Raw genomic sequence first — 22,144 nt, 5'->3', positions numbered from 1 at the left:
CATCTTACACTGCTGCATTAACCGTCTACACCCGCGATAATTTTCCTGAAAATTGGGCTATGACGCAAAATAATTTGGCAGCAGCCTACTATAAAAGAATCAGGGGAGAGAAAGCAGAGAATATCGAAATGGCGATCGCATCTTTCACTGCTGCATTATCCGTCTACACCCGCGAAGCCTTTCCCGAAGATTGGGCTATGACGCAAAATAATCTGGCAGCAGCCTACTATAACAGAATTAGGGGAGAGAAAGCAGAGAATATCGAAATGGCGATCGCATCTTTCACTGCTGCATTATCCGTCTACACCCGCGAAGCCTTTCCCGAAGATTGGGCTATGACGCAAAATAATCTGGCAAATGCCTACCGTAACAGAATCAGAGGAGACAAAGCAGAGAATATCGAACTGGCGATCGCATTTTACACCGCCGCCCTCGAAGTTTACACCCGTGAAGCTTTTCCCCAAGATTGGGCAATAACGCAACATAATCTGGGAGAAGCCTACCGTAAAAGAATCAACGGATTCGGTTCTATGAAAACATAAAAACTTTGTCAACCGTTACTGCTCTCAATGAGGCACAACAATGGCTGCGGAATCTGACCTCAGAGAAGCTGGAAGCCGTCTTACAAGACCTCAAACCCGAAATCGATCAAACATTTTAGTAAGTGCCCCCAAACGAACGAACTCGCAATCAATCTCCTCTGAATGGCACACTGAATCGCAAGCCGTTTTCCTTTGCTGAACCTCATTACTGGGCTGGCTTTACTGCGATCGGTCTTTAGCAATCCTGACAACAATTGTCCAGTTTTTTCGTGCTGATGTAAATAAGTACCCCTGTTAATGGTATTCCTTGGTAAATGCCAAAGGATAGCCATTGGGATAAGGGCGATCGATTAAATGAGTAATTCTTATTTTGCCATAAATTTTACTTCTTTTGTGCATAAACCAGGCGGTTGAAACTCCGGCTACACAAACTTTCGTCCACGCTGAATAACAGATATTCTCACGGCAATTTAACTTCGGTCTCCTGAGTAATAACTACTGCTGGCGACAGAGGCGGCTCTGGTTCTGCCACATTCAACTGACCGCCACAACAACGCAGCTCGTAAAGTTTTGCATTAATTTGATACTCATATTGACTCAATAACCTTGCATAAATATAGCCAGCTTTTCCATCCAAAAAGCCGAGCTGAATGAAGTAAAATAAAATAAATCTGAGCATGGGTTTAAACGGCAGCCGCACCCAAACTTTTTTAAGAAAGCGTTTCCGCTGCACAGCATCTCCAAATAAGTGAGCGCCAATAGTGCCGCTGTCGTCGCGCCCTTCAATAATATTGTAATAAACGCGAGCTTCCCAATTAGAATAGCGGTTATGCCGTTCTATCCAGTGAAATAAATCGCGGTAATCCTCGTGGATCATGTCATTTTTTAAGTAGCCGACTTGACCAGCTAAAATCACGTGTTCGTGAACTTCGTTGTCGCCAGTATTGGGGACGGATTCAGTGCCGAGATTTTCGTAACGTCCTTTTTGATGCTTGAACAAACGCAAATTCCAGTCGGGATATCTGCCGCCGTAACGCAGCCACTGGCCTAAAAAGAAGACTTTGCGGTTGAGGTAGTAGCCGTCAAAATTGGGGTCTTCGATCGCCTGCGCGATTTCGTCCCAAAGTTCTGGGGGAATGCGCTCGTCGCAATCGACAATTAATACCCATTCGTTGCGAAAGGGCAGATTGTCCAAAGACCAATTTTTCTTTTTCGGCCAGCGGTTGTCGAAGTAGAATTGCACTACTTTTGCGCCGGTGCTGATGGCAATTTCTACCGTGCGATCGCTACTTTGGGAGTCAACCATGAAAACTTCATCCGCCCTAGCAATGCTGGCCAGACACGCTGGTAGATTAAGTTCTTCGTCTTTTGCCGGAATGAGAACTGAAACCGGAATCTTGGATGAACTAGATGTCATAATCGAGTGCTTGAACCTGAATGCGGTCGAGTTTTGGTGGATGAAATGCGATCGGCACAGCCGCGCCGACGACTTGAGCAGCGAGGGATATTGCCTATAGCCTAATGCCTGCTGGTCGATTTCGGTGCAAAAATCAGGCCGCGGATGGCTGCGCTCAAATAACCGATTTGACCCCAGGCAAAAACGAAATTTTCAAAGCGCAGCCCTGGATCTCTAATATATTTAAAAGACTTCCAGACACCCCTCAAGATTCTTTCACCCCCCCGCCCAAGCTGAGCAATACCGGCTCGATCGGACAATTGTTCGCGATAACACTCGCTGATGCCTTGCCACCACCCGCGCTCTAGAAACCAAGCTTTGTTGAGCCTTTCTGTCGCGACATGGTGAAGCACCAGGGCATCAGGTAGATAAACTACTTGCCAACCTAACTCTAAAGCTAATTCTGTGGCCCGCAACTCTTCATTTGACAGCAACTTTTTGCCGACTCTACCGAGTTTGACATCGAAGCCGCCAATTTGTTCGAGAAAAGCGCGCCGGATTGAGTAGTTTACTCCCCTGGGAGTCAAACCGGGAGCAGTCACGTACAGGCAAGTATCGCCTAAATCATATGCTCCCAAGTTCTGGGCCAATCCGGGTGACAGCCATTCGGGCGGGCTGACTCCCGAAGGCCAGAGCAAATTGACTTTGCCACCAGCTACGGCGAGTTTTTGATTGCTTTGATAAGCCGCGTGCAGCACCCTGAGCCAATTCGGCTCAGCAATAGCGTCGTCGTCGAGATAAGCTAATATTTCACTGCGAGCTTGCTTAGCGCCTGTGTTCCGGGCTACTGACAGACCGATTTCGGGTTCCCAGACGTACTTGAGGCGCCGATCGCCCTGTCTTGCTTCTACCACCTCGCGGGTGCGCGAGGTCGAACTTTCGGGGCTTGCATAATCGCTAGAAGCGTTATCCACTACCACTACTTCAAAGTTGTCGGGAAAATCCTGTACCAGCAAGCTGTCGATCGCCCCACCTAAATAGGCGGCGCGATTGTGGGTGCAAATAATCGCTGAGATCTGAGGATGATCTGGCATAAATAACAGCTTGGGAAATACGGGGGTTCTCGATCGACTTACTCTGATATTGTCTCATCAATGCTATTATCGCTTAAAAAGCATTTGGTAGTTGGCCGTTTAAATCATAATGGGTAATGGGTAATGGGTAATTGGTAATTGGTAATGGATAATTGTGTTTAATCCTTGGTATGTGACTGCTGACTAATGAATGCTGACTAATGACTAATGACTAACTCAGAACCCACCACATCTAGACAATTAATCTTAGTAACTGGACCGGCCCGAAGCGGCAAAAGTGAATGGGCCGAAACTCTGGCGGCGGGTTCGGGAAAACAAGTAATCTATGTGGCTACCGGCCAGGTTGATGAAGCCGATTTGGAGTGGCTTCGTCGCCTCGATCAGCACCGAAATCGCCGTCCAGTTGATTGGGCAACTCTAGAAGTGCCGATCGAATTATCGGCAGTTGTGCAAGCAGGCAAGCCGTCAGATTGCTTGTTGATTGATTCCCTGGGAACTTGGACGGCAAATCTTTTGGAACAAGAAGCTGCTGTTTGGGCGACTACGCAGCAAGATTTGCTAGCCTGTTTGAAGTCGGCGGCGGCTGATGTAATTTTGGTAGGGGAAGAAACCGGATGGGGCGTTGTGCCTGCTTATCCGGCGGGGCGGCTGTTTCGCGATCGCCTCGGTACTCTGGTGCGCCACATCGGGGCGATCGCCGATACTGTTTATCTCGCCACCGGAGGCTACGCTTTGGATCTAAGAGCTCTGGGTACCCCGCTGCCGCCCGTAGCGGAAAATTAACAGCCGGAGTCACGATCGACAAGGGAGAAAAAATATCGGTTTCCCGATGGACAATTTTAACTGAAACTTAGGTATAATTTTAACTAAGATTGACAACTCAAGAGTCACATAAATTAGTCAAAAAACATACTCCCTAGGGCGAAGCGCAGAATAATTTGACATGAGGAATAGCCAAATTGGGAAAATATGTAAAAGATAAAGTGTCTCTTAAGAAAGAGTGAGAATTTCCCATTAAAATCTAAAATAATCAATTAGTTTAAGGGTAGACTAAAAGTTATGGCATCAGATAGTGAAGTAAGAAAATATATTGCTTACTGGTTTCAGTTAGGCAAAAAAGTATTAATTCGCAACGGTTCCGAAGCGCTGCTGCCCCAATCGGTAAATGCGGGCGATCGCTACAGCCAGGAATTTGAAGACTGCTGGCAAAAAATCATCTCCCGCGACAGCGGAGACTGTTACCTCGAAGGCACAAACGAAACAATTGCCCAACTGCTGACGCCAGCTTGGGAAATCAGTCCCTGCGCGCGCTGCGCTATGCCCGTAGTGTTCAAACAAACCGGAATGCCCCCGGAGTTCTGTCCCTGTAACGACTTACCGAACTGGCCCGATACCGAAATGCCCCAACCTCGATCGCCCGTCAGCAGCCAATCGCAACTATCAGGCCTTCGCGATCGACTCCAAAGATCCAGCGGCGACTAAGTATATAAGAAGGAAGAAGGGTCTTCTTCCTTAAATTGTTACAATATATTTACAATGCTTCACACTAGGTCTGATTTATGAATGTCAAGACAGTATCGCCAGCCTCCCCGCAAACTTATGTAAATTCAGGGACTCAGGCTGTACTCGGCAATCTCCAAGATGCAAATACAATTCCCCTGCCAGCAGTACCAGTATCATTAGAGACGGATGTCGTAACGGACGATCGGCTCAAATCAGCCAGAGACATAGCTTTCGAGTTGGCCGGAGATGCTGTTCGGTACGATCCAGTGGCGATCGCAGCCCTGTACCGAAATCGACCCCTACAAGTTTGGGGAAGGCTGTCGAGCGTTGTTTGGACATTTTTTAGCTTTGCCTTCAGTGTGTGGTTCGACGGCAAAACAGGTCGTACCGCCACCAACGAAAAGCGTCGCGCCGTCCGACTGCGGGAAATTCTCGGCCAACTCGGCCCAGCTTTCATCAAAATCGGACAAGCACTCTCAACACGCCCCGACTTAGTACCGCCAGTATATTTAGAAGAACTAACAACGCTGCAAGACCAATTGCCAGCATTTCCCAACGAAGTAGCATATCAATTCATTCAAGAAGAATTGGGCGCCCACCCCAAAGACATCTACGCAGAAATCACCCCCGATCCGATCGCCGCAGCATCTCTCGGACAAGTCTACAAAGGCAAACTCAAAACCGGAGAAACAGTCGCAATCAAAGTCCAGCGACCAGGTTTAGCCGAAAACATCGGCTTAGATATCTACATCCTCCGGCGTCTTGCAGTTTGGGCACAAAACAACTTCAAAATAATTCGCAGTGACCTCGCAGCCATTATGGACGAGTTGGGCGAGCGCATTTACGAAGAAATGGACTACACCCACGAAGGTCAAAATGCCGAACGGTTTGCCCAACTCTACGGTCACATCAAAGACATTTATGTTCCCAGCATCTACTGGGAATATACCCGCCGCCGCGTCTTAACAATGGAGTGGATCACCGGCATCAAACTTACGAATTTAGAGGCCGTTAAAGCTCAAGGAATAGATGCTCCTTACTTAATTGAAGTGGGGGTGCAGTGCTCTCTCAGACAACTTCTCGAACACGGTTTCTTTCACGCCGACCCCCATCCCGGCAATCTTTTGGCAACTCCTGACGGTCAGTTGGCTTATCTCGATTTCGGGATGATGAGCGAAGTTAAACCTTATCAACGGTACGGCTTGTTGGAAGCGGTAGTGCATTTGGTGAACCGCGACTTTGAAGGTTTAGCAAAAGATTATGTCAAGTTAGAGTTTTTAACTCCCGACACCGATTTAACGCCAATTATTCCAGCTTTGGCGGGGGTATTTAACAATGCTTTGGGTGCTAGCGTTGCCGAACTCAATTTCAAAAGCATTACTGACGAACTCTCGGCGGTAATGTACGAATATCCTTTCCGAGTTCCAGCTTACTATGCTTTGATTATTCGATCGCTCGTTACGTTAGAAGGGATTGCCATTAATGTCGATCCAGAATTCAAAGTGTTGAGCAAAGCCTATCCTTACGTTGCAAAACGGCTGTTGAGCGACCCCGCACCGGAATTGAGAGCATCCCTGCAAGATTTGCTGTTCAAACAAGGCGAATTCCGCTGGAACCGCTTAGAAAACTTGCTCAACAATGCCCGCGAGAGCGAGGATTATGATGTCAGCAAACTCTTGAACCAAGCTTTAGAATATTTATTTTCCCAAAGAGGAGATTTTATTCGCGATCGTATTGTCCTCGAATTAGTCAAAAGTCTGGACACACTTTCCAGCAATGCTGTTGCTAACGCCAAAGCAGTCGTCGGCGAATGGTTTGGAGTCAAGGCAAATCAACCTGTGGTTTCACAAACTGAACAAAAAAACTTAGAACACATCAAGCGGATTTGGGATATTTTGCAATCAACTCCCGGTTTTGACACGATGAAAGTATTGCAGCTACTTCCGCAGTTGTTGGTGAAACCGGAAGTGCAGAACATGGGCCAGAAAGTAGTCGGCGGTTTAGCTCAAAGAGCAGTTGCTAGGGTTATTCGTGAGTTTTTGCTTTCGCAGGAACCGGAGGCGATTCCCGTGAATGGAAGCTCTCCTAAAACTTCGCCTCAGTTGTCTTTGCCTGCGGCGAAGTAGTGGGATTGGGATGTTTTTTGACCGCAGATATTAGCAGATAAACACAGATGAACGCAGATGAAATTTCGTCTGCGTTCTTTTAATTAAGCTAATGTTGTAGCGGCTGGTAATATCGTTTCTGGTAGCATCGGAATTATATCATGTCCGATCGATCGACCTCGATTTTTGTAGGGTTCCCCTCACCAAGAATATCTGCCAATAATTGACAATCTCAAAAACCCGCCCGATCGGCATATTATAATTAATTGATCGCACATGATATTAATAGACATTGGGTTCCCAGAGATTTTCTGGGCATTTCTACATCGCAGAGTTAATCATTGGTGGTGTCGATTGAACTCAGAAGATCGATCGACAAATCAGGTAAAATCCAAAATTGCGTTAACAGGCGATAATGGAACCTCTGAGCTACCGCCCCTGAGCTACCTATGGTCGAAGTATGAATGCAATCGAAATCGAAGAAGCAGTTTCCAGGCTGGCTGAAGCGCCCTTTGACTCGGAAGAGTTCCCCTTTGCCTTCCTCGAAGCCTTTGGTAACAAGCCGACGACTCTCAAGCGGCTCAAAAGCAAAAGCGGTGGCTCAAACCAATCGGATCTCGGTGGCGTGCTCCAGCGTAACAATATCCATGTGAAGGTTTGCCCGGAAGGCGAGGTGACAAACACCCTCACGGCGTTGCGGGATAGTGCCGCGACGGCTCGGTATAAGGTTAAGTTTATCCTGGCCACCGATGGCAAAAGTTTTGAGGCGGAAAACCTCGCTGATGGGGAGATAGTCGCTTGCGATTACCCGGACTTTCACAACCATTTCGGTTTTTTTCTGCCCTTGGCGGGCATTACGACAGTCAAGCAGATCCGTGAGAATGCCTTTGATATCAAGGCTACGGGGCGCCTCAACCGCCTGTATGTCGAGTTGCTGAAGGAGAACCCGGAGTGGGACAAGGCCGATCGCCGGGAAGCGTTAAATCACTTCATGGCGCGACTAATCTTCTGTTTCTTTGCGGAGGATACGAATATCTTTCACAGCAATGCCCTCTTCACTGCCACCATCGAACAAATGAGTGCGAGTGATTCGTCGAATACGCACGAGGTGCTGTCGGAGATGTTTCGGGCGATGTGTACGCCGCTTAAGGATCGGGAGGCGGCGAAGATTCGGAATTGGGCAGATGGATTCCCCTATGTGAATGGAGGGCTGTTTTCGGGCGGGGTGGCGGTGCCGCGTTTTAGCAAGATTGCCCGATCGTACCTGCTTCATGTTGGCAATCTCGACTGGACAAAGATTAATCCCGATATTTTCGGCTCGATGATTCAGGCGGTGGCGGATGATGAGGAGCGGGGGGCGTTGGGGATGCACTATACGAGTGTACCCAACATCCTCAAAGTATTGAATCCGCTGTTTTTGGATGATTTGCGGGAGCAATTGGAGGCAGCGGGGGAGAATGCCCGCAAGCTGCTGAATTTGCGGCAACGGATAGCGCGAATTCGGGTTTTCGATCCGGCTTGTGGATCGGGGAATTTTCTGGTGATTGCGTATAAGAAAATGCGCGAGATTGAGTGGGAGATTAATCGTCTTCGGGGTGAGGGCGATCGCAAGTCTGAGATTCCGCTGACGAATTTTCGGGGAATTGAATTGCGTCACTTTTCCTGTGAGATTGCGCGGTTGGCGTTGATTATTGCCGAGTATCAATGTGATGTGATGTATCGAGGGCCAAAGCTGGCGCTGGCGGAGTTTTTGCCGCTGAAGGATGATAACTGGATTACCTGTGGGAATGCGTTGCGGTTGGATTGGTTGAGTCTTTGTCCGCCGACGGGCGCGGGGGTGAAGGTGCAGCGCGAGGATTTGGATTTGTTTGGCGAGACGCGGGAAGTGGCGGAGATTGATTTTGAGAACGAGGGGGGAGAAACCTATATCTGCGGAAATCCGCCCTATTTAGGTAGCCGAGAGCAAGAACGCCATCACAAAGATGACTTGCATCAGATTTTTAACGGAAAACTATCTAATTGGAAAGCTCTTGATTATGTGGCGGGGTGGTTTTTTAAGGCAGCAGAATATAGTCTGTCAACTCAGACAGTAACTGCGTTTGTAACCACGAATTCTCTTTGTCAAGGTCAGCAAGTTCCACTTTTGTGGCCTATTTTATTTGAGAGGGGTATAGAAATATCCTTTGCTCATACAAGCTTTAAGTGGGCTAACCTCGCCAGTTACAATGCCGGGGTGACTGTAATAATTGTTGGTCTATCGAATTGCATTCAGGAAAAACGTAAACTTTTTTCGGTTGATCGTGAAGGCGTAGTAAAAGAGCAGGTAGTATCATCTATCAATCCATATCTTGCACCGGGGCAGTACGTCCATCTCTCCCCATCACAAAAAAGGTTAAACAGTTTATCGGAAATGGTGAAAGGGAACTATCCTATTGATGGTGGCTATCTCTTGCTTAGTTTAGAGGAAAAGCAAAGCCTTGGTCTAAGTAGAGATCAGGAAAATGAATTTATCCGACCCTTCTTGGGGTCTGCTGAGGTGATCAGAGGTCTGCAACGTTATTGCATATGGATTGGGAAAAATGATCTCACTCGATCTTGTGAAATTTCGTCTATTTCAAGAAGAATTGAAGCCGTCAGAAAAATGCGGTTAGAAAGCAAAAAAGAAGCAACTAGACGAGCCGCTGAAACACCACATCGTTTTGGTGAAATACGACAAACAGGTGAAGAAGAGTATGCAATTGCTTTACCTATTCACTCTTCTGAAAATCGTGATTATCTACCAGTTGCACTCCTGAAAAAACCAACAATTGTTTATGGGAGTGCCTTCGCTCTCTACGATGCTCCGCTTTGGAATATGGCGCTGATCGCCTCCCGCCTTCACCTGGTCTGGATCGCCACCGTCTGCGGCAAACTAAAAACCGACTTTCGCTACTCCAACACCCTCGGCTGGAACACCTTCCCCGTCCCCACCCTCACCGATCAAAACAAAGCCGACCTCACCCGCTGCGCCGAAGATATCCTGCTAGCGCGAGAGCACTATTTCCCAGCCACGATCGCCGAAATGTACGATCGCGATCGTATGGATACCGAATTCCCTCTGGTTAGGGAAGCGCACGATCGTAATGACGAAATCCTGGAACGAATCTACATTGGTCGTCGCTTCAAAAACGACACCGAACGCCTCGAAAAACTGTTTGAATTGTACACAAAAATGACCAGTCAGCCAGCGCCCCTCAACAAGTCTGCCAAACGTAAAACCAAAGGAGAAAAATGATGATGGCAAAAGATTTAACTTCATCGCCACGCGATCGCCAAAATATCCTCAACAATCGCTATGCGCTAGAAAAAATAGAAGAATACTTAGGATTAGGAGGCACTTACTATGAAGAAGAACTGCTATTTACCAAACAACAACTGATTGAAATCTTCGGTATCAGCGAAAGTACAATTGAAAAGTATCTATCCAGTCACAACGATGAGCTGAAGACTAATGGCTATAGGGTGCTACGAGGCCAGAAACTTCGAGATTTCAAGGCTTTGCTGGATGTCTCCGTAACTGATTACGGTAACAAAACCCCGACATTAGGTGTGTTCACCTTTCGGGCAACCCTCAATCTAGCGATGGTGCTGGTAGAGAGCGATCGGGCCCGTGCAATTCGATCGCGCATCTTAGATATCGTCATTGACGTAATGGCAGAAAGGGCAGGCGGACATACCAAATATATTAACCAAAGAGATAACAATTACTTACCTGCGGTGTATCAGGAAATTAGCTATCGTAAAACCTTTACCGATGCCCTTGATAATTACCTGGACATGGGCAAGTTTAAGTATGGCATTTACACCAACAAAGTGTATCAGATTGTTTTCCGAGAGAAGGCGGAAGAATATAAACAGATCCTAAGCTTGGGCAAAAAAGATTGCCCCCGTGATACCATGTATGCCGAAGTTCTCATCGCCATTGCCAGTCTAGAGAATGGTTTGGCAGCAGAATTGAAAGCCGAGTCAGAAAAGGTGGGACGAAAGCTGAAACAAAAAGAGGTTGATTCGCTATTTGAATCGGCAGAGGAAAACCCCTACCTAAAACCCATTATTGAAGATGCCCGCATCAAAATGGCCAGTCGTGATTTAGGGTTTCGGGATGCTCTGCATCAAAAATTAGAAGCCTATATCCAAAGTGTTCCAGAGAGCGACTTTGAGAAATTTTTAGGAGAAACCAGCCGTTCTTTAGAAGAGCAACTTTCCGATCCGGCTCTTTTGGCTGTATTTAAGCGATTGAAGGATCGGTAAGTTATGGCAGCAGCTTTTTTTTACTTTGACATTCACTATGCGATCGAGCTGCATGATTGGATTATCGAAAACTCAGGCGGCTTTTCGGGGTCTAATAATCCGAGTCTACTAGAGAGCGCATTAGAACATATTCAAAACGATCTCTATTATCCTGAGATTCACCACAAATTAACTCACCTAGTTTTTGCTGTCAACAAGTTTCATGCTTTTTATGACGGAAATAAACGCTCTAGTATTGCATTGGGAGCTTATTTTCTAAAGCTCAATGGTTACGATTTTGTGGTAAGAAAGTTTGTCCTAGAAATGGAAAATATCGCCGTCTGGATAGCAGAAGGAAAAATTTCTAAAGAGTTTTTAGGTGAACTGATTGAGTCTTTTATTTTCGAGGAAGATTTCAGTGAAGAACTTAAGTTTAAGTTAGCGCTTGCTGTCATGGGCGATATTGATTCTAATGGTTAGCTTAGCTAGAGCAATCCTAAATGATTATACTCGTTACCAGGCTCTGCCTGGTAACGCATATCCGGAGGCTCTGCCTCCATAGTCTGGGCCGAGGCAGAGCCTCGCTTACATCGGTTCCCAGGCAGAGCTTGGGAACCAGTTAAATGAAGGATTTAAGTGCTTAAAAGCAAATGGGAGTCACCCCGAAACCATGCCCCCCAACCTCCGCGCAGACCACCCTACCCCAAAGAAGTCGCTGCTCGATCGCATCTAGATCGATCGCCGCTTCAAAACGACACCGAACGCCTCGAAAATCTCCTCGATCCATACACCAAAATGACCCCCAACAAACGCCCCCCCAAAAAGCCTGCTAAAGGTAAAACTAAGCCCTAGACCCTTCAGCCATAATAAAAGTAAAAATTCATCCATCCCCAAAAAATCATGACAGCCGCCGAAAAACTCTACCAGCTTATCCAAACTCTCCCAGAAAGCCAAATCAACGAAGTCCTCAACTTCGCCGAATTTCTCCACCAAAAAAAACTCTCCCCCCGTCAAACTATCCCCCCCGGCACTCTCACCGGACTCCGGGGCATCGCCAAACGTCCCGGTTCAGCCCCAAACGAGGATGATTTACAAGCAGAATATACCGACTATCTCACCCAAAAATACCAGTAAGCCATCCCGTGAAAATTCTCATTGATACCAACATCGTCCTAGACCTAATCCTGGAACGGGAACCCTTTGTCGAAACCGCGAGCGCCCTCTTCGAGCAAATTGAACGGGGCAACTTAGAAGGCTATATCGCCGCAACCACCATCACCAATATTTTCTACATCATCCGTAAAACCGAAGGTCGTGAAGTCGCCCTTGCTGCCATTCATCGGCTACTAACTGGACTCCGATTTTGTGCTGTCGATCGCCAGACCGTCGAAACTTCTCTCAGCCTTGGTCTGAAAGACTTTGAAGACAGCATCCAACTCGCCTGCGCGACCCTCAATCGACTCGATGGAATCGTCACCCGCGATCGGAAAGACTTCATTGGTAGCAACCTCCCCATTTATTCCCCCACAGAACTCTTAAACCAGCTCTAGCAGAAAAATATCTAAAAAAATTCCGATGAGCAAGCCGATCGCGATTCCCTCAGTTTCCGTCACCTACGCCCAGGATGGCACCTCCACCCGCCCCAACGCCCTCGGTATGCGCCCCATGCAAGAACGCGCCTACCAAAAGCGCGGCGAACAATATCTCCTGATCAAATCGCCCCCCGCCTCCGGCAAAAGTCGCGCATTGATGTTCATCGCCCTGGACAAACTAGAGAACCAGAATCTCAAACAAGCCATCATCGTCGTGCCAGAAAAGGCGATCGGCTCCAGCTTCCACGATGAGCCGCTGAGTCAGTTTGGCTTTTGGGCCGATTGGCAAGTTGAACCGAAGTGGAATCTCTGCGACGCACCGGGAAACGACGGTGGCAAAGTGGGCGCGGTGCAGAAGTTTCTAGCCAGCGGTTCCAAGATTCTGGTCTGCACTCACGCCACATTCCGCTTTGCCGTGGACAAATTCGGTATCGAAGTCTTAGACGATCGCCTAATCGCCATAGACGAATTTCACCATGTTTCGTCCAACCCAGACAACAAGCTGGGCGATCGTGTGCGCCAACTCATGGCCCGCGACAAAACCCACATCATAGCCATGACCGGCTCCTACTTTCGCGGCGATGCCGAAGCCGTCTTGCACCCCGAAGACGAATCCCGATTCGATACCGTCACCTACACCTACTACGAACAGCTCAACGGCTACCAATACCTGAAGCAACTCGACATTGGCTACTACTTCTACGCGGGTAGCTACACCGACGAGATCGTGCAGGTGCTAAACCCGAAAGAGAAAACCATCCTGCACATTCCCAACGTCAACTCCCGCGAAAGTACGAAGGACAAGATCCGCGAGGTGGAGCACATCATCGAGGAACTGGGCGAATGGCAAGGCACCGATCCGAGTACGGGATTTCAACTCGTCAAAACCGCCGACGGCACGATCCTCAAGATTGCCGATCTAGTAGACGACGACCCCACCAAACGGGATAAAGTCGCCACCGCCCTAAAAGACCCCACCCATAAGAACAATCGCGATCGTGTGGACATCATTATCGCCCTCGGCATGGCGAAAGAAGGTTTTGATTGGATCTGGTGCGAGCACGCTCTGACGATCGGCTACCGCTCCAGTTTGACAGAGATTATTCAGATTATCGGTCGTGCCACCCGCGATGCACCAGGGAAAACCCGCGCTCGGTTCACCAACTTGATTGCTGAGCCGGATGCCGCCGAATCTGCCGTCACTGAGGCGGTGAACGACACGCTCAAAGCCATTGCAGCCAGCCTACTGATGGAGCAAGTGCTCGCGCCACGCTTCGAGTTCAAACCCAAGCGCCCCGACAATCAACCAACACCGGGCTTCGACTACGGGGAAGATGGTTACAATCCTGGCAAGTGCAACGTGGGCATCAATCCAGAGAGAGGCCTGATTCAAATGGAAATTAAGGGATTAGCCGAACCCAAGAGCCCGGAAGCCGAACGCATCTGCCGCGAAGACTTGACCGAACTGGTGACGGCATTTGTCCAAGATAAGCCCGCGATCGAGCGCGGCCTATTTGATGAAGAACTGGTGCCAGAAGAACTAACCCAAGTTCGCATGGGCAAAATCGTCAAAGAGAAGTTCCCAAATCTAGAAGCGGAAGATCGAGAAGCCGTCCGCCAACACGCGATCGCCGCCCTAACCCTTGTCCAGCAAGCTAAAAAAACCATGAACGAAAGTGGTGGGCCGTACGCCACAAATCCTGGTGGTGGGGAAGCAGCGAAAAACACCTCACTCCTCGATGGGGTGAGGAAGTTCGCCCTATCGGTAACAGACCTCGATATGGATCTGATCGATCGCATCAATCCCTTTGGGGAAGCCTACGCCATCTTAGCTAAGTCCATGAGCGAAGAACGACTGCGACAGGTGGCAGAAGTGATTGCGGCTAAGCGAGTAACCCTTAGCGTGGAAGAAGCGCGGGAATTAGCCAAACGGGCGCTGCGGTTCAAGCAAGAAAAAGGCAGGTTGCCCTCTCTCACAGCAGTCGATCCCTGGGAAAAACGGATGGCAGAAGGAGTTGCCTTCCTGCAACGCAAAGTGAAGGAGGAAACTAATGCCTAAGTACACCACCGATGATGATTTGGAATTGCTCGGTGAATTGGGCATGGACATGACCCCCGAACCCTCCGGCCAGCGTTCTGCCAGAGAAGAGCGGATCATCGCAGGCTTTGAGGAGATCGAGCGGTTTGTGGAAGAATATGGCAGACTGCCCCAGCATGGGGAAGATCGCGATATCTTCGAGCGGCTTTATGCAGTACGGCTCGATCGCCTGCGAGAATCGGAGGAATGTCGCACCGTCTTGGAACCGCTAGACTCACGCGGACTGTTAGATGCTGAGACTGATGCCAGCCTGAGCACAGTTCGCGATCTGACAGATGAAGCACTGCTAACCTCCCTGGGAGTCGATGCAGCCTCAGAGAACGACGTTACCCAGCTTACTCATGTGCGATCGCGCAGCGAAATCAAAGCAGCGGAGGAAATCGCCCAACGTACTCCCTGTCAGGACTTTGATGAATTCAAACCCATCTTTGACAAAGTGCAACGGCAATTGCAGTCGGGGGAACGGCAAACCATCAAATATCAAGACTATGCGGCCGTCAAGGAAGGTGATTTGTTCATCCTTGATGGGCAGAAGGTGATGGTGGTCGATATGGGTGAGCCGTTTGTCAGCGACTATGGTCGATCGGACTGCCGGCTGAGGGTGGTTTATGACAATGCCACCGAGAGCGATTTGCTGTTGCGATCGCTCCAGCGTGCTTTAAATAAAGACAAGGCCAGCCGCCGCATCACCACCCCAGATTTCGGCCCCCTATTTTCCCATATTGAAGCAGCAGACGACTTACCAACTGGGTACATTTACGTGCTCAGGAGCCAATCGGATCATCCCTTCATTGTGGAGAATCGGTTTATTATTCACAAGATCGGCGTCACCGGAGGAGACGTAAAAAGCCGAATTGCCAACGCCAAGAAAGACCCCACCTATCTGCTAGCAGATGTGGAAATCGTCGCAAAATTCAAACTGGCAAATATGAACCGGAAGCGACTTGAGGCACTCCTTCAGAAGTTCTTCGCCAGCGCTCGATTGGATTTGGAATTACAGGATCGCTTCGGTATACCAGTGCAGCCAAGGGAGTGGTTCTTCGTTCCACTAGAAGCCATTGAAGAGGCGATCGAAAAAATCAAGGAAGGAACCCTCGATCAATTCCGGTACGATCGGGAAACAGCAAGTCTCACGCGATCGTAAGGCTCGATCGCAACAATAGCTAATATCAAATCCCGTAGCATAATTATTGATATCTCTCTTCTCTCCCTCTGTGTCCTCTGTGTTCTCTGTGTTCTCTGCGGTTAAATCATGACCAGGCAACGGTCAACGATATAACCCGGATTTGGTATTACAAACCGCCTAAACTGGAAAAAACCAGGTTTCTTGAAGAAACCTGGTTTTTATCTATTCGATCGCCCTCAAGCAAACCTACAATTACTACAAGGTAGAAGTGCCACTTAAATCGCTACTTGTTGGTAGCTGAATGGGACTCGGATTCGCATTGAGTAAGAGGTCAGCTTCCTGACCAGAAGGATTAGCAGTAGGAGCGATCGCACTACCAACACTCGTCGCTGTCAAAGGAATAATTGGCTGAGTTTGAGCGTTGGTTAGAGATGTTAACAAGCTGTTAGAGTCGTAGATGAGAATGTCATCATCGATGCCACTAAAGCTATTCAGTGTTGGAATTGAACCGCCATTCAGCAAGATGTCATCGGTGGTAGATGTGCCATCAGTTGCTATTGAAATAGCTGGATTAGTAGCTGTTGTCACCAGTGGCTGGCTGGCACTTTCTAGAGTATTAATCGTGCTATTTGACTGGTCAATTGATGCAGTAATCGTGCTACTTGACTGGTCAATTAGTGCAGTAATCGTGCTGTTTGGCTGACTAATTGGTTCAGTAATCGTGCTGGACAAGCTAGTATCAGAACCGCTGTCGATCGCACTTAGAACATCGTCACTATCAACAGGTTCGCCGGTTAAAAGATCGGTATCCGAGGGAGTATTGAAAACTCCAGGCAGCGGGGCTCCGGGGGTGATTGAAATAAACCGAGAACTGTCGATCGCACTAAATTGAGTATCTTTTACCCAAGCTAAGTGTTCGCCGGTGCCTGCGATGCTAATCAAAGCATCGTTAGTATAATTTTCACCGCCTTGAACGATTTGCAATTGGTCAAAAGTGAGGTCTTGTGTTAGTCCGAAGTAATCGCGATCGACCTGGAAGTAAACAATGTTATCAAGTCCCGAACTTGGTGCTAGCACAAATATGTCGGAACTGCTGCCTCCAATCAGCGTATCTAAGCCGTTGCCGCCCTTGAGTAGGTTGTTGCCTTCACCGCCGTAAACGCTGTCATCGCCATCGTTACCGTTAAGGCTATCGTTGCCGCTGCCACCATTTAAGAAGTCGTTGCCATTACCGCCATCAAGGGTGTCATTGCTGCTGCCGCCATCAAGACTGTCATCGCCTTCATTACCCAACAGGTTGTCGCTGCCAGCTTCCCCGGTTAGCAAATCGTTGCCACAACCGCCGTCAAGGGTGTCCTTACCGGCACCTCCCAGCATGGTGTCGTCGTCGCATTCACCGAACATTAAGTCGTCGCCGTTACCACCGCCCATCCAGTCGTTGCCACCACCACCTGTGAGGGTGTCGTCGCCGGAATCGCCTGTGAGGGTGTCATCGCCGGAGTCGCCGAAAACCATGTCGTTACTGGCGCCGCCGTCCATCAAGTCGGTTTCGTCGCCACCGTAGAGGGTGTCTTCTCCGACTTCGCCTAGCATCGTGTCTTGCCCCTGACTGCCAAACATCAAGTCGTTGCCGGCACCTCCGAAGAGTTTGTCGTCGTCGATGCTGCCGTCAATTTTGTCGTTGCCGGCACCTCCTAATAATTGGTCGTTGCCCGTACCGCCGAACAGTTGGTCGTTGCCGGCGCCGCCGTCGATGGTGTCGTAGCCGGAACCGCCGTCGATTTTGTCTTCGCCTGCTTCTCCAAAAATCAGGTCGTTGTCTTCGTCGCCCCAAATGTTGTCGTTGCCGGCGCCGGCAAAAATCGAGTCGTTGCCGGCTTGAGCCCAAATGTTGTCGTTGCCGTCGCCGCCGAGAATCGAGTCTGCGCCAGAACCGCCGTCGATGTTGTCGTTTCCGACTTGTCCGAGGAGGGTGTCGGCTGCATCTCCGCCGTAGATTTGGTCGTTGCCACGGCCGCCATCAATGAAATCTTGGTCTTCTCGGCCGTAGAGTTCGTCGTCGCCGTCGTTGCCCCACAGGGTGTCGCTGCCAGTACCGCCATCGAGGAAGTCTTTGTCGTCGTTGCCTTCGAGGCTGTCGTTGCCAGATTGACCGAAAATTCGATCGCGCCCTTCTCCCCCTGCTAAAGTATCGTTGTTCGCCCCGCCGTCGATGTAGTCGTCGCCGCTGTTGCCGTCGGCGATGTCGTTGCCGTCATTTCCGTAAATGCGATCGCGCCCTGCACCTCCACTCATGCTATCGTCGTCTGCGCCACCTTCTAAGTAGTCGTCGCCATTGTTACCGGAGAGGGTATCTTTGCCGATTTGACCGAAAAGTCGATCGGCCCCTTCGCCACCATCAAGGCTGTCATTGCCGGATTCACCCCGCAGAATGTCATCTCCGGTTTGTCCTAACAGCGTATCCTCGTTATCTCCACCCCACAGTTGGTCGTTATCGGCATTGCCTTCTAAGAAGTCGTTGCCTTGGCGACCGTATAATTTGTCACTGCCGTCATTGCCAGAGAGAGTATCGTTTTCGGTACCGCCATCTACAAAATCGTCCTCTGTTCCGCCAGCTAGGGTATCATCGCCACCTTCCCCGTAGAGGCTGTCGTTATTTTCGCCGCCGTCGAGTTGGTCGTTGCCGAAACCGCCGAACAGGGTATCGCTGCCGGATTCTCCCAGCAAGTTGTCGCTGTCATCCCCTCCCCAAAGGGTGTCGCTATCGTCGCCACCGAACAGGGTATCGAGGCCGGATTGACCGTAAATTCGATCGCGCCCTTGATTCCCCTCAAGCAAATCATTGCCGGAACCGCCGTCAACAATGTCATCGCCCCGGTTGCCGATAACCGTATCATCACTGACTTGTCCGAACAGACTGTCGTTATTATCACCACCGTCGAGAATGTCGTTACCGTCGCCGCCTTCGAGGGTATCGTTTTCAGTACCGCCGTTGAGGAAGTCGTTGCCGAGTTCCCCAAAAAGTCGGTCTGTTCCTGAGTTGCCTTCCAGGATGTCATCGCCACCGAAGCCGTACAGAGTGTCGCTGTCAGCTTGACCGAGAAGGGTATCGTTACCGTCGCCTGCTAAGAGTGAGTCGTCGCCGAAACCGCCTTGCAATAAGTCGTTGCCAGCTTGACCGAACAAGGTGTCTTTGCCGTCGCCACCGTAGAGGGAATCGTTGCCTTCTGCTGCATCAAGGATGTCATTGCCAGATTCCCCAAACAAGTTGTCATCGCCGGCTTTGGCTGATAAAGTGTCATCGCCTTGACCTCCCCACAGATAGTCATTGCCACTTCCGGCATCTAAAATGTCTTTGCCACTAGCGCCGTAGAGGGAATCGTTGCCTTCGCCAGCATCGAGGATGTCATCGCCGTTTTCGCCGTAGAGGTAGTCGTCGCCAGCTTGGGCTGATAAAGTGTCGTCGTCTTGACCACCCCAGAGGTAATCGTTGCCTGCGCCAGCATTGAGAAAGTCTTTGCCACTATCGCCGTAAAGGGAATCGTTGCCTTCGGCTGCATCGAGACTGTCGTTGCCGCCTTCGCCAAACAGGTAGTCATCGCCAGCTTGGGCTGATAAAGTATCGTCGTCTTGACCACCCCAGAGAAAGTCGTTGCCAACTCCGGCATCAAGAATGTCTTTGCCGTCTCCACCGTAGAGACTGTCGTTGCCTTCTGCTGCGTTGAGTGAGTCGTTGCCACCTTCGCCAAACAAGTTGTCGTCGCCTGCTTTGGCGTATAACGTGTCATCGTCTTGACCACCCCAAAGTTGGTCGTTGCCGATTCCAGCATCGAGAATGTCTTTGCCGTCGCCACCGTAGAGGTTGTCGTTGCCTTCTGCTGCATCGAGGGTGTCGTCGCCCGCTTCGCCAAACAGGTTGTCGTCGCCTTCTTTGCCTAGGAGAATGTCGGCATCGTCGCCGCCGTAAAGTTGGTCGTTGCCGAGGCCGGCATTTAGGGTGTCTTTGCCGGTACCGCCGTAGAGGTAGTCGTTGCCTGTTCCGGCGTCTAGGGTGTCGTCGCCTGCATCGCCTGCGAGAGTGTCGTTGCCGGCTTCGCCGATGAGGGTGTCTTTTTCGTCGCCGCCGGAGAGTTCGTCGTCGCCGATGCCGCCGTAGATTAAGTCGGTGTCTCCTTCTCCGTAGAGTTTGTCGTTTTCGCCTTCGCCGTAGATGATGTCTTTGTCTTCGCCGCCGTACACAAAATCGTCGCCAGCGCCGCCGTAGAGTAAGTCTTTGCCTGTTTCGCCAAAAATGGTGTCGTTGCCGTAGCCAGCGTCTCCGGCAACGGTGTCGTCATCGCTACCGGCGTAGATTAAGTCGTCGGCATCGCCACCTCGGATGTAGTCTTGACCGGCTTCACCGTAAAGAGTGTCTTCGTCTTGGTTGCCGTAGATGCTGTCGCCGCCTTCGCCGCCGTAGATTAGGTCGTTGCCGAATTCGCCGTAGAGTTTGTCGTCGCCACCGAGTCCATCAATGCGATCGTCCCCAGCATCGCCAGTGATAACGTTAACGGTATCGTCGCCGGTAATATCGTCGTTATGAGTAGAACCGGCGACGTTTTCAATGCCGGAAATTTTGTCTTGGTCGCCCCAACCGTCGGTAGCATCGCCTGTTTGTAAATTGACAGTAACGCCGTTGGGGTCGCGGCGGTAGCTGAGAATGTCGATGCCTTCTCCGCCGTAAAATGAGTCATTGCCGGCATTGCCAATTAATAAATCGTTGCCTTCTAATGCCCAAATTCGGTTATCTTTTTCGTTGCCAATTAGGATGTCTTCAAAGCGAGTACCGATGATGTCTTCTAAGTTTCTCAAAGCATCGGTAGTGCCAAAACCGTCTTTACCGGTACCAGCGGCAATTTCAAAATCCCGTTCGAGTTCCGTGTAATATTCGCTGGGATTAACTGCGGTGACGAATTCTTTGAAACGTTGGTTGGTGTTGTTGTCGTAGTCGCTATTTTCGTCAATATTAACGATAACGCCACTGGGAGAATTTATGTAATTAACGAGATCGACTCCTTCTCCCCCATCAATTAAATCATCGCCGATTTCTCCGATTAAGGAGTCATTGCCAGTACCGCCAAATAATTCGTCATTGCCTGCGTTGCCGTTGAGAGTATCATCGCCCGCTTGGCCTAAAAGTACGTCGTCATCGAAGCCGCCAAACAGGGTATCTTTGCCGTCGCCACCATCGATGTAATCTTGGCCTTGACTGCCGAAAAGGTTGTCTTCCCCTGCTTGTCCGTAAATATCATCGTCGTCGGCCCCGCCATCAATGATGTCTTGGCCGTCGCCACCTTCTAGCCAGTCATTATTTTCGTTGCCTTGGATGATGTCGTTGCCAGCTTGTCCGTAAATTCTGTCATCTCCGGTATTGCCGGAAAGCAAGTCTTGGCCGTTGCCACCATCAATGAAGTCATCGTCTGCGTTGCCTTCGATGGTGTCGCTGCCGTCTTGTCCGTAGAGGATGTCGTTGCCTTCGTTGCCTTGGATGAAGTCGCGGCCGCTGCCACCTTCGGCGTAGTCTTCGCCTTCGTTGCCTTGGATGATGTCGTTGCCAGTTTGGCCGTAGAGTTTGTCATCGCCGGTACCTCCAATGAGGATATCGTTGTCGCTACCACCGTCTAGGATGTCGTCGCCTTCTTCACCAAAAAGTTGGTCGTTGCCAGCTTGCCCGTAGAGTAAGTCGGCATTTAATCCACCATAAAGTTGGTCTTTGTCGTCGCCACCATATAAAGTGTCGTTTCCGGCTTCTCCTTTTAGCAAATCATCGCCTTGTTCGCCTCGCAAATCGTCATTTCCTGTGCCACCATTGAGGCTATCTTTGCCAGTTCCGCCGTAAAGAGAATCGTTGTTTTCTTCTCCTTTTAAGTCATCGTCTCCTTCTTCGCCGTAGAGTTTGTCTTCACCATCGCCACCGTACAAGGAATCATTTTCGGTGCCACCGTAGAGGGTGTCGTTGCCATTTTCTCCTCGGAGGTCATCGGCACCTTGTTCGCCGCGAAGTTCGTCTTCGCCATCGCCACCGTAGAGGAAATCATTATCTACACCACCGTAGAGAGTGTCATTGCCGTTTTCTCCTCGGAGGTTATCAGAACCTTGTTCGCCACGCAGTTCGTCTTCACCATCACCGCCGTACAAGGAATCATTTTCGGTGCCTCCGTAGAGAGTGTCATTGCCGTTTTCTCCTCGTAGTTCATCGGCACCTTGTTCGCCACGCAGTTCATCTTCACCATCCCCGCCGTAGAGGAAGTCGTTATCTACACCACCGTAGAGAGTGTCATTGCCGTTTTCTCCGCGAAGTTCATCAGAACCTTGTTCGCCACGCAGTTCGTCTTCACCATCACCGCCGTACAAGGAATCATTTTCGGTGCCTCCGTAGA

16 protein-coding genes are annotated in these 22,144 nt (G+C 49.7%); 13 read left to right on the top strand and 3 right to left on the bottom strand.

From position 1 onward, the window contains the following. A partial coding sequence (locus QUA24_RS00210; protein ID WP_333226295.1) for a tetratricopeptide repeat protein occupies window positions 1-542 on the top strand: 542 nt, incomplete at its 5' end. A gap of 460 nt (window positions 543-1,002) precedes the next feature. Here QUA24_RS00210 and QUA24_RS00205 read toward each other — a convergent pair. Further along, window positions 1,003-1,920 (bottom strand): glycosyltransferase family 2 protein, encoded by a 918-nt coding sequence (locus QUA24_RS00205; protein ID WP_333226607.1) that lies wholly within the window; start codon window positions 1,918-1,920, stop codon window positions 1,003-1,005. On the opposite strand from QUA24_RS00205, the gene QUA24_RS00200 reads away from it, so the two are divergent. After that, window positions 1,847-2,059 (top strand): hypothetical protein, encoded by a 213-nt coding sequence (locus tag QUA24_RS00200; RefSeq protein ID WP_223300923.1) that lies wholly within the window; start codon window positions 1,847-1,849, stop codon window positions 2,057-2,059. The genes QUA24_RS00205 and QUA24_RS00200 overlap by 74 nt on opposite strands. Window position 2,060: 1 nt before the next feature. On the opposite strand, the gene QUA24_RS00195 is transcribed toward QUA24_RS00200, so the two are convergent. Then, the gene (locus tag QUA24_RS00195; protein WP_333226293.1) at window positions 2,061-3,032 is read right to left on the bottom strand and encodes a glycosyltransferase family 2 protein; all 972 of its coding nucleotides are present in this window, start codon (window positions 3,030-3,032) and stop codon (window positions 2,061-2,063) included. Window positions 3,033-3,239: 207 nt separating this feature from the next. Here QUA24_RS00195 and cobU point away from each other — a divergent pair, with 207 nt between their 5' ends. The 11 genes from cobU to QUA24_RS00140 all read left to right on the top strand — a co-directional run bounded on the left by cobU (window position 3,240) and on the right by QUA24_RS00140 (window position 15,743). After that, window positions 3,240-3,815: a bifunctional adenosylcobinamide kinase/adenosylcobinamide-phosphate guanylyltransferase gene (cobU, locus tag QUA24_RS00190; protein ID WP_333226291.1), complete on the top strand. Its 576-nt coding sequence runs from the start codon at window positions 3,240-3,242 to the stop codon at window positions 3,813-3,815. Window positions 3,816-4,091: 276 nt separating this feature from the next. Continuing rightward, a complete protein-coding gene (locus QUA24_RS00185; protein WP_333226290.1) occupies window positions 4,092-4,514 on the top strand; it encodes a hypothetical protein in 423 nt (140 codons plus the stop codon). A gap of 77 nt (window positions 4,515-4,591) precedes the next feature. Then, complete coding sequence (locus QUA24_RS00180) at window positions 4,592-6,661, top strand: AarF/ABC1/UbiB kinase family protein (protein WP_333226288.1); 2,070 nt, start codon at window positions 4,592-4,594, stop codon at window positions 6,659-6,661. 439 nt (window positions 6,662-7,100) lie between these two features. Continuing rightward, window positions 7,101-9,914, top strand: coding sequence for a DNA methyltransferase (locus tag QUA24_RS00175; protein WP_333226286.1), 2,814 nt, complete (start codon window positions 7,101-7,103; stop codon window positions 9,912-9,914). Then, window positions 9,911-10,930 (top strand): DNA-binding protein, encoded by a 1,020-nt coding sequence (locus QUA24_RS00170; protein ID WP_333226284.1) that lies wholly within the window; start codon window positions 9,911-9,913, stop codon window positions 10,928-10,930. Before QUA24_RS00175 ends, QUA24_RS00170 begins: the two co-directional genes overlap by 4 nt. Window positions 10,931-10,933: 3 nt before the next feature. Further along, entirely contained in the window at window positions 10,934-11,389 is a 456-nt protein-coding gene (locus tag QUA24_RS00165; RefSeq protein WP_333226282.1) for a type II toxin-antitoxin system death-on-curing family toxin, read from the top strand. Between the two features lie 156 nt (window positions 11,390-11,545). Further along, on the top strand, window positions 11,546-11,761 hold the full coding sequence (locus QUA24_RS00160; protein WP_333226280.1) for a hypothetical protein: 216 nt from the start codon (window positions 11,546-11,548) through the stop codon (window positions 11,759-11,761). A gap of 48 nt (window positions 11,762-11,809) precedes the next feature. Then, window positions 11,810-12,043, top strand: coding sequence for a DUF2281 domain-containing protein (locus QUA24_RS00155; RefSeq protein WP_333226278.1), 234 nt, complete (start codon window positions 11,810-11,812; stop codon window positions 12,041-12,043). An 8-nt stretch (window positions 12,044-12,051) separates the two neighbouring features. After that, complete coding sequence (locus QUA24_RS00150) at window positions 12,052-12,459, top strand: PIN domain-containing protein (protein ID WP_333226276.1); 408 nt, start codon at window positions 12,052-12,054, stop codon at window positions 12,457-12,459. A gap of 25 nt (window positions 12,460-12,484) precedes the next feature. Then, window positions 12,485-14,560, top strand: coding sequence for a DEAD/DEAH box helicase (locus QUA24_RS00145; protein ID WP_333226274.1), 2,076 nt, complete (start codon window positions 12,485-12,487; stop codon window positions 14,558-14,560). After that, the gene (locus QUA24_RS00140; protein ID WP_333226272.1) at window positions 14,553-15,743 is read left to right on the top strand and encodes a GIY-YIG nuclease family protein; all 1,191 of its coding nucleotides are present in this window, start codon (window positions 14,553-14,555) and stop codon (window positions 15,741-15,743) included. The genes QUA24_RS00145 and QUA24_RS00140 overlap by 8 nt, the downstream gene beginning before the upstream one ends. A gap of 237 nt (window positions 15,744-15,980) precedes the next feature. Here QUA24_RS00140 and QUA24_RS00135 read toward each other — a convergent pair. Beyond that, window positions 15,981-22,144: calcium-binding protein (locus tag QUA24_RS00135; RefSeq protein WP_333226270.1), on the bottom strand; the 6,164-nt coding region annotated here is incomplete at its 5' end.

This window comes from Microcoleus sp. Pol12B5, assembly GCF_036701335.1.
In the GTDB taxonomy this organism is placed as follows: Bacteria; Cyanobacteriota; Cyanobacteriia; order Cyanobacteriales; family Microcoleaceae; genus Microcoleus.
The sequence above is the reverse complement of the archived record's forward strand: the minus strand, read 5'-3'. Positions and strand labels throughout refer to the sequence as shown.

Bases quoted from the DNA above. Each gene is read 5' to 3' on its own strand.
- QUA24_RS00170 (WP_333226284.1), top strand. From the start codon at position 9,911: ATGATGATGGCAAAAGATTTAACTTCATCGCCACGCGATCGCCAAAAT.
- QUA24_RS00165 (WP_333226282.1), top strand. From the start codon at position 10,934: ATGGCAGCAGCTTTTTTTTACTTTGACATTCACTATGCGATCGAGCTG.
- QUA24_RS00175 (WP_333226286.1), top strand. From the start codon at position 7,101: ATGAATGCAATCGAAATCGAAGAAGCAGTTTCCAGGCTGGCTGAAGCG.
- QUA24_RS00180 (WP_333226288.1), top strand. From the start codon at position 4,592: ATGAATGTCAAGACAGTATCGCCAGCCTCCCCGCAAACTTATGTAAAT.
- QUA24_RS00200 (WP_223300923.1), top strand. From the start codon at position 1,847: ATGAAAACTTCATCCGCCCTAGCAATGCTGGCCAGACACGCTGGTAGA.
- QUA24_RS00155 (WP_333226278.1), top strand. From the start codon at position 11,810: ATGACAGCCGCCGAAAAACTCTACCAGCTTATCCAAACTCTCCCAGAA.
- cobU (WP_333226291.1), top strand. From the start codon at position 3,240: ATGACTAACTCAGAACCCACCACATCTAGACAATTAATCTTAGTAACT.
- QUA24_RS00195 (WP_333226293.1), bottom strand. From the start codon at position 3,032: ATGCCAGATCATCCTCAGATCTCAGCGATTATTTGCACCCACAATCGC.
- QUA24_RS00145 (WP_333226274.1), top strand. From the start codon at position 12,485: ATGAGCAAGCCGATCGCGATTCCCTCAGTTTCCGTCACCTACGCCCAG.
- QUA24_RS00185 (WP_333226290.1), top strand. From the start codon at position 4,092: ATGGCATCAGATAGTGAAGTAAGAAAATATATTGCTTACTGGTTTCAG.
- QUA24_RS00140 (WP_333226272.1), top strand. From the start codon at position 14,553: ATGCCTAAGTACACCACCGATGATGATTTGGAATTGCTCGGTGAATTG.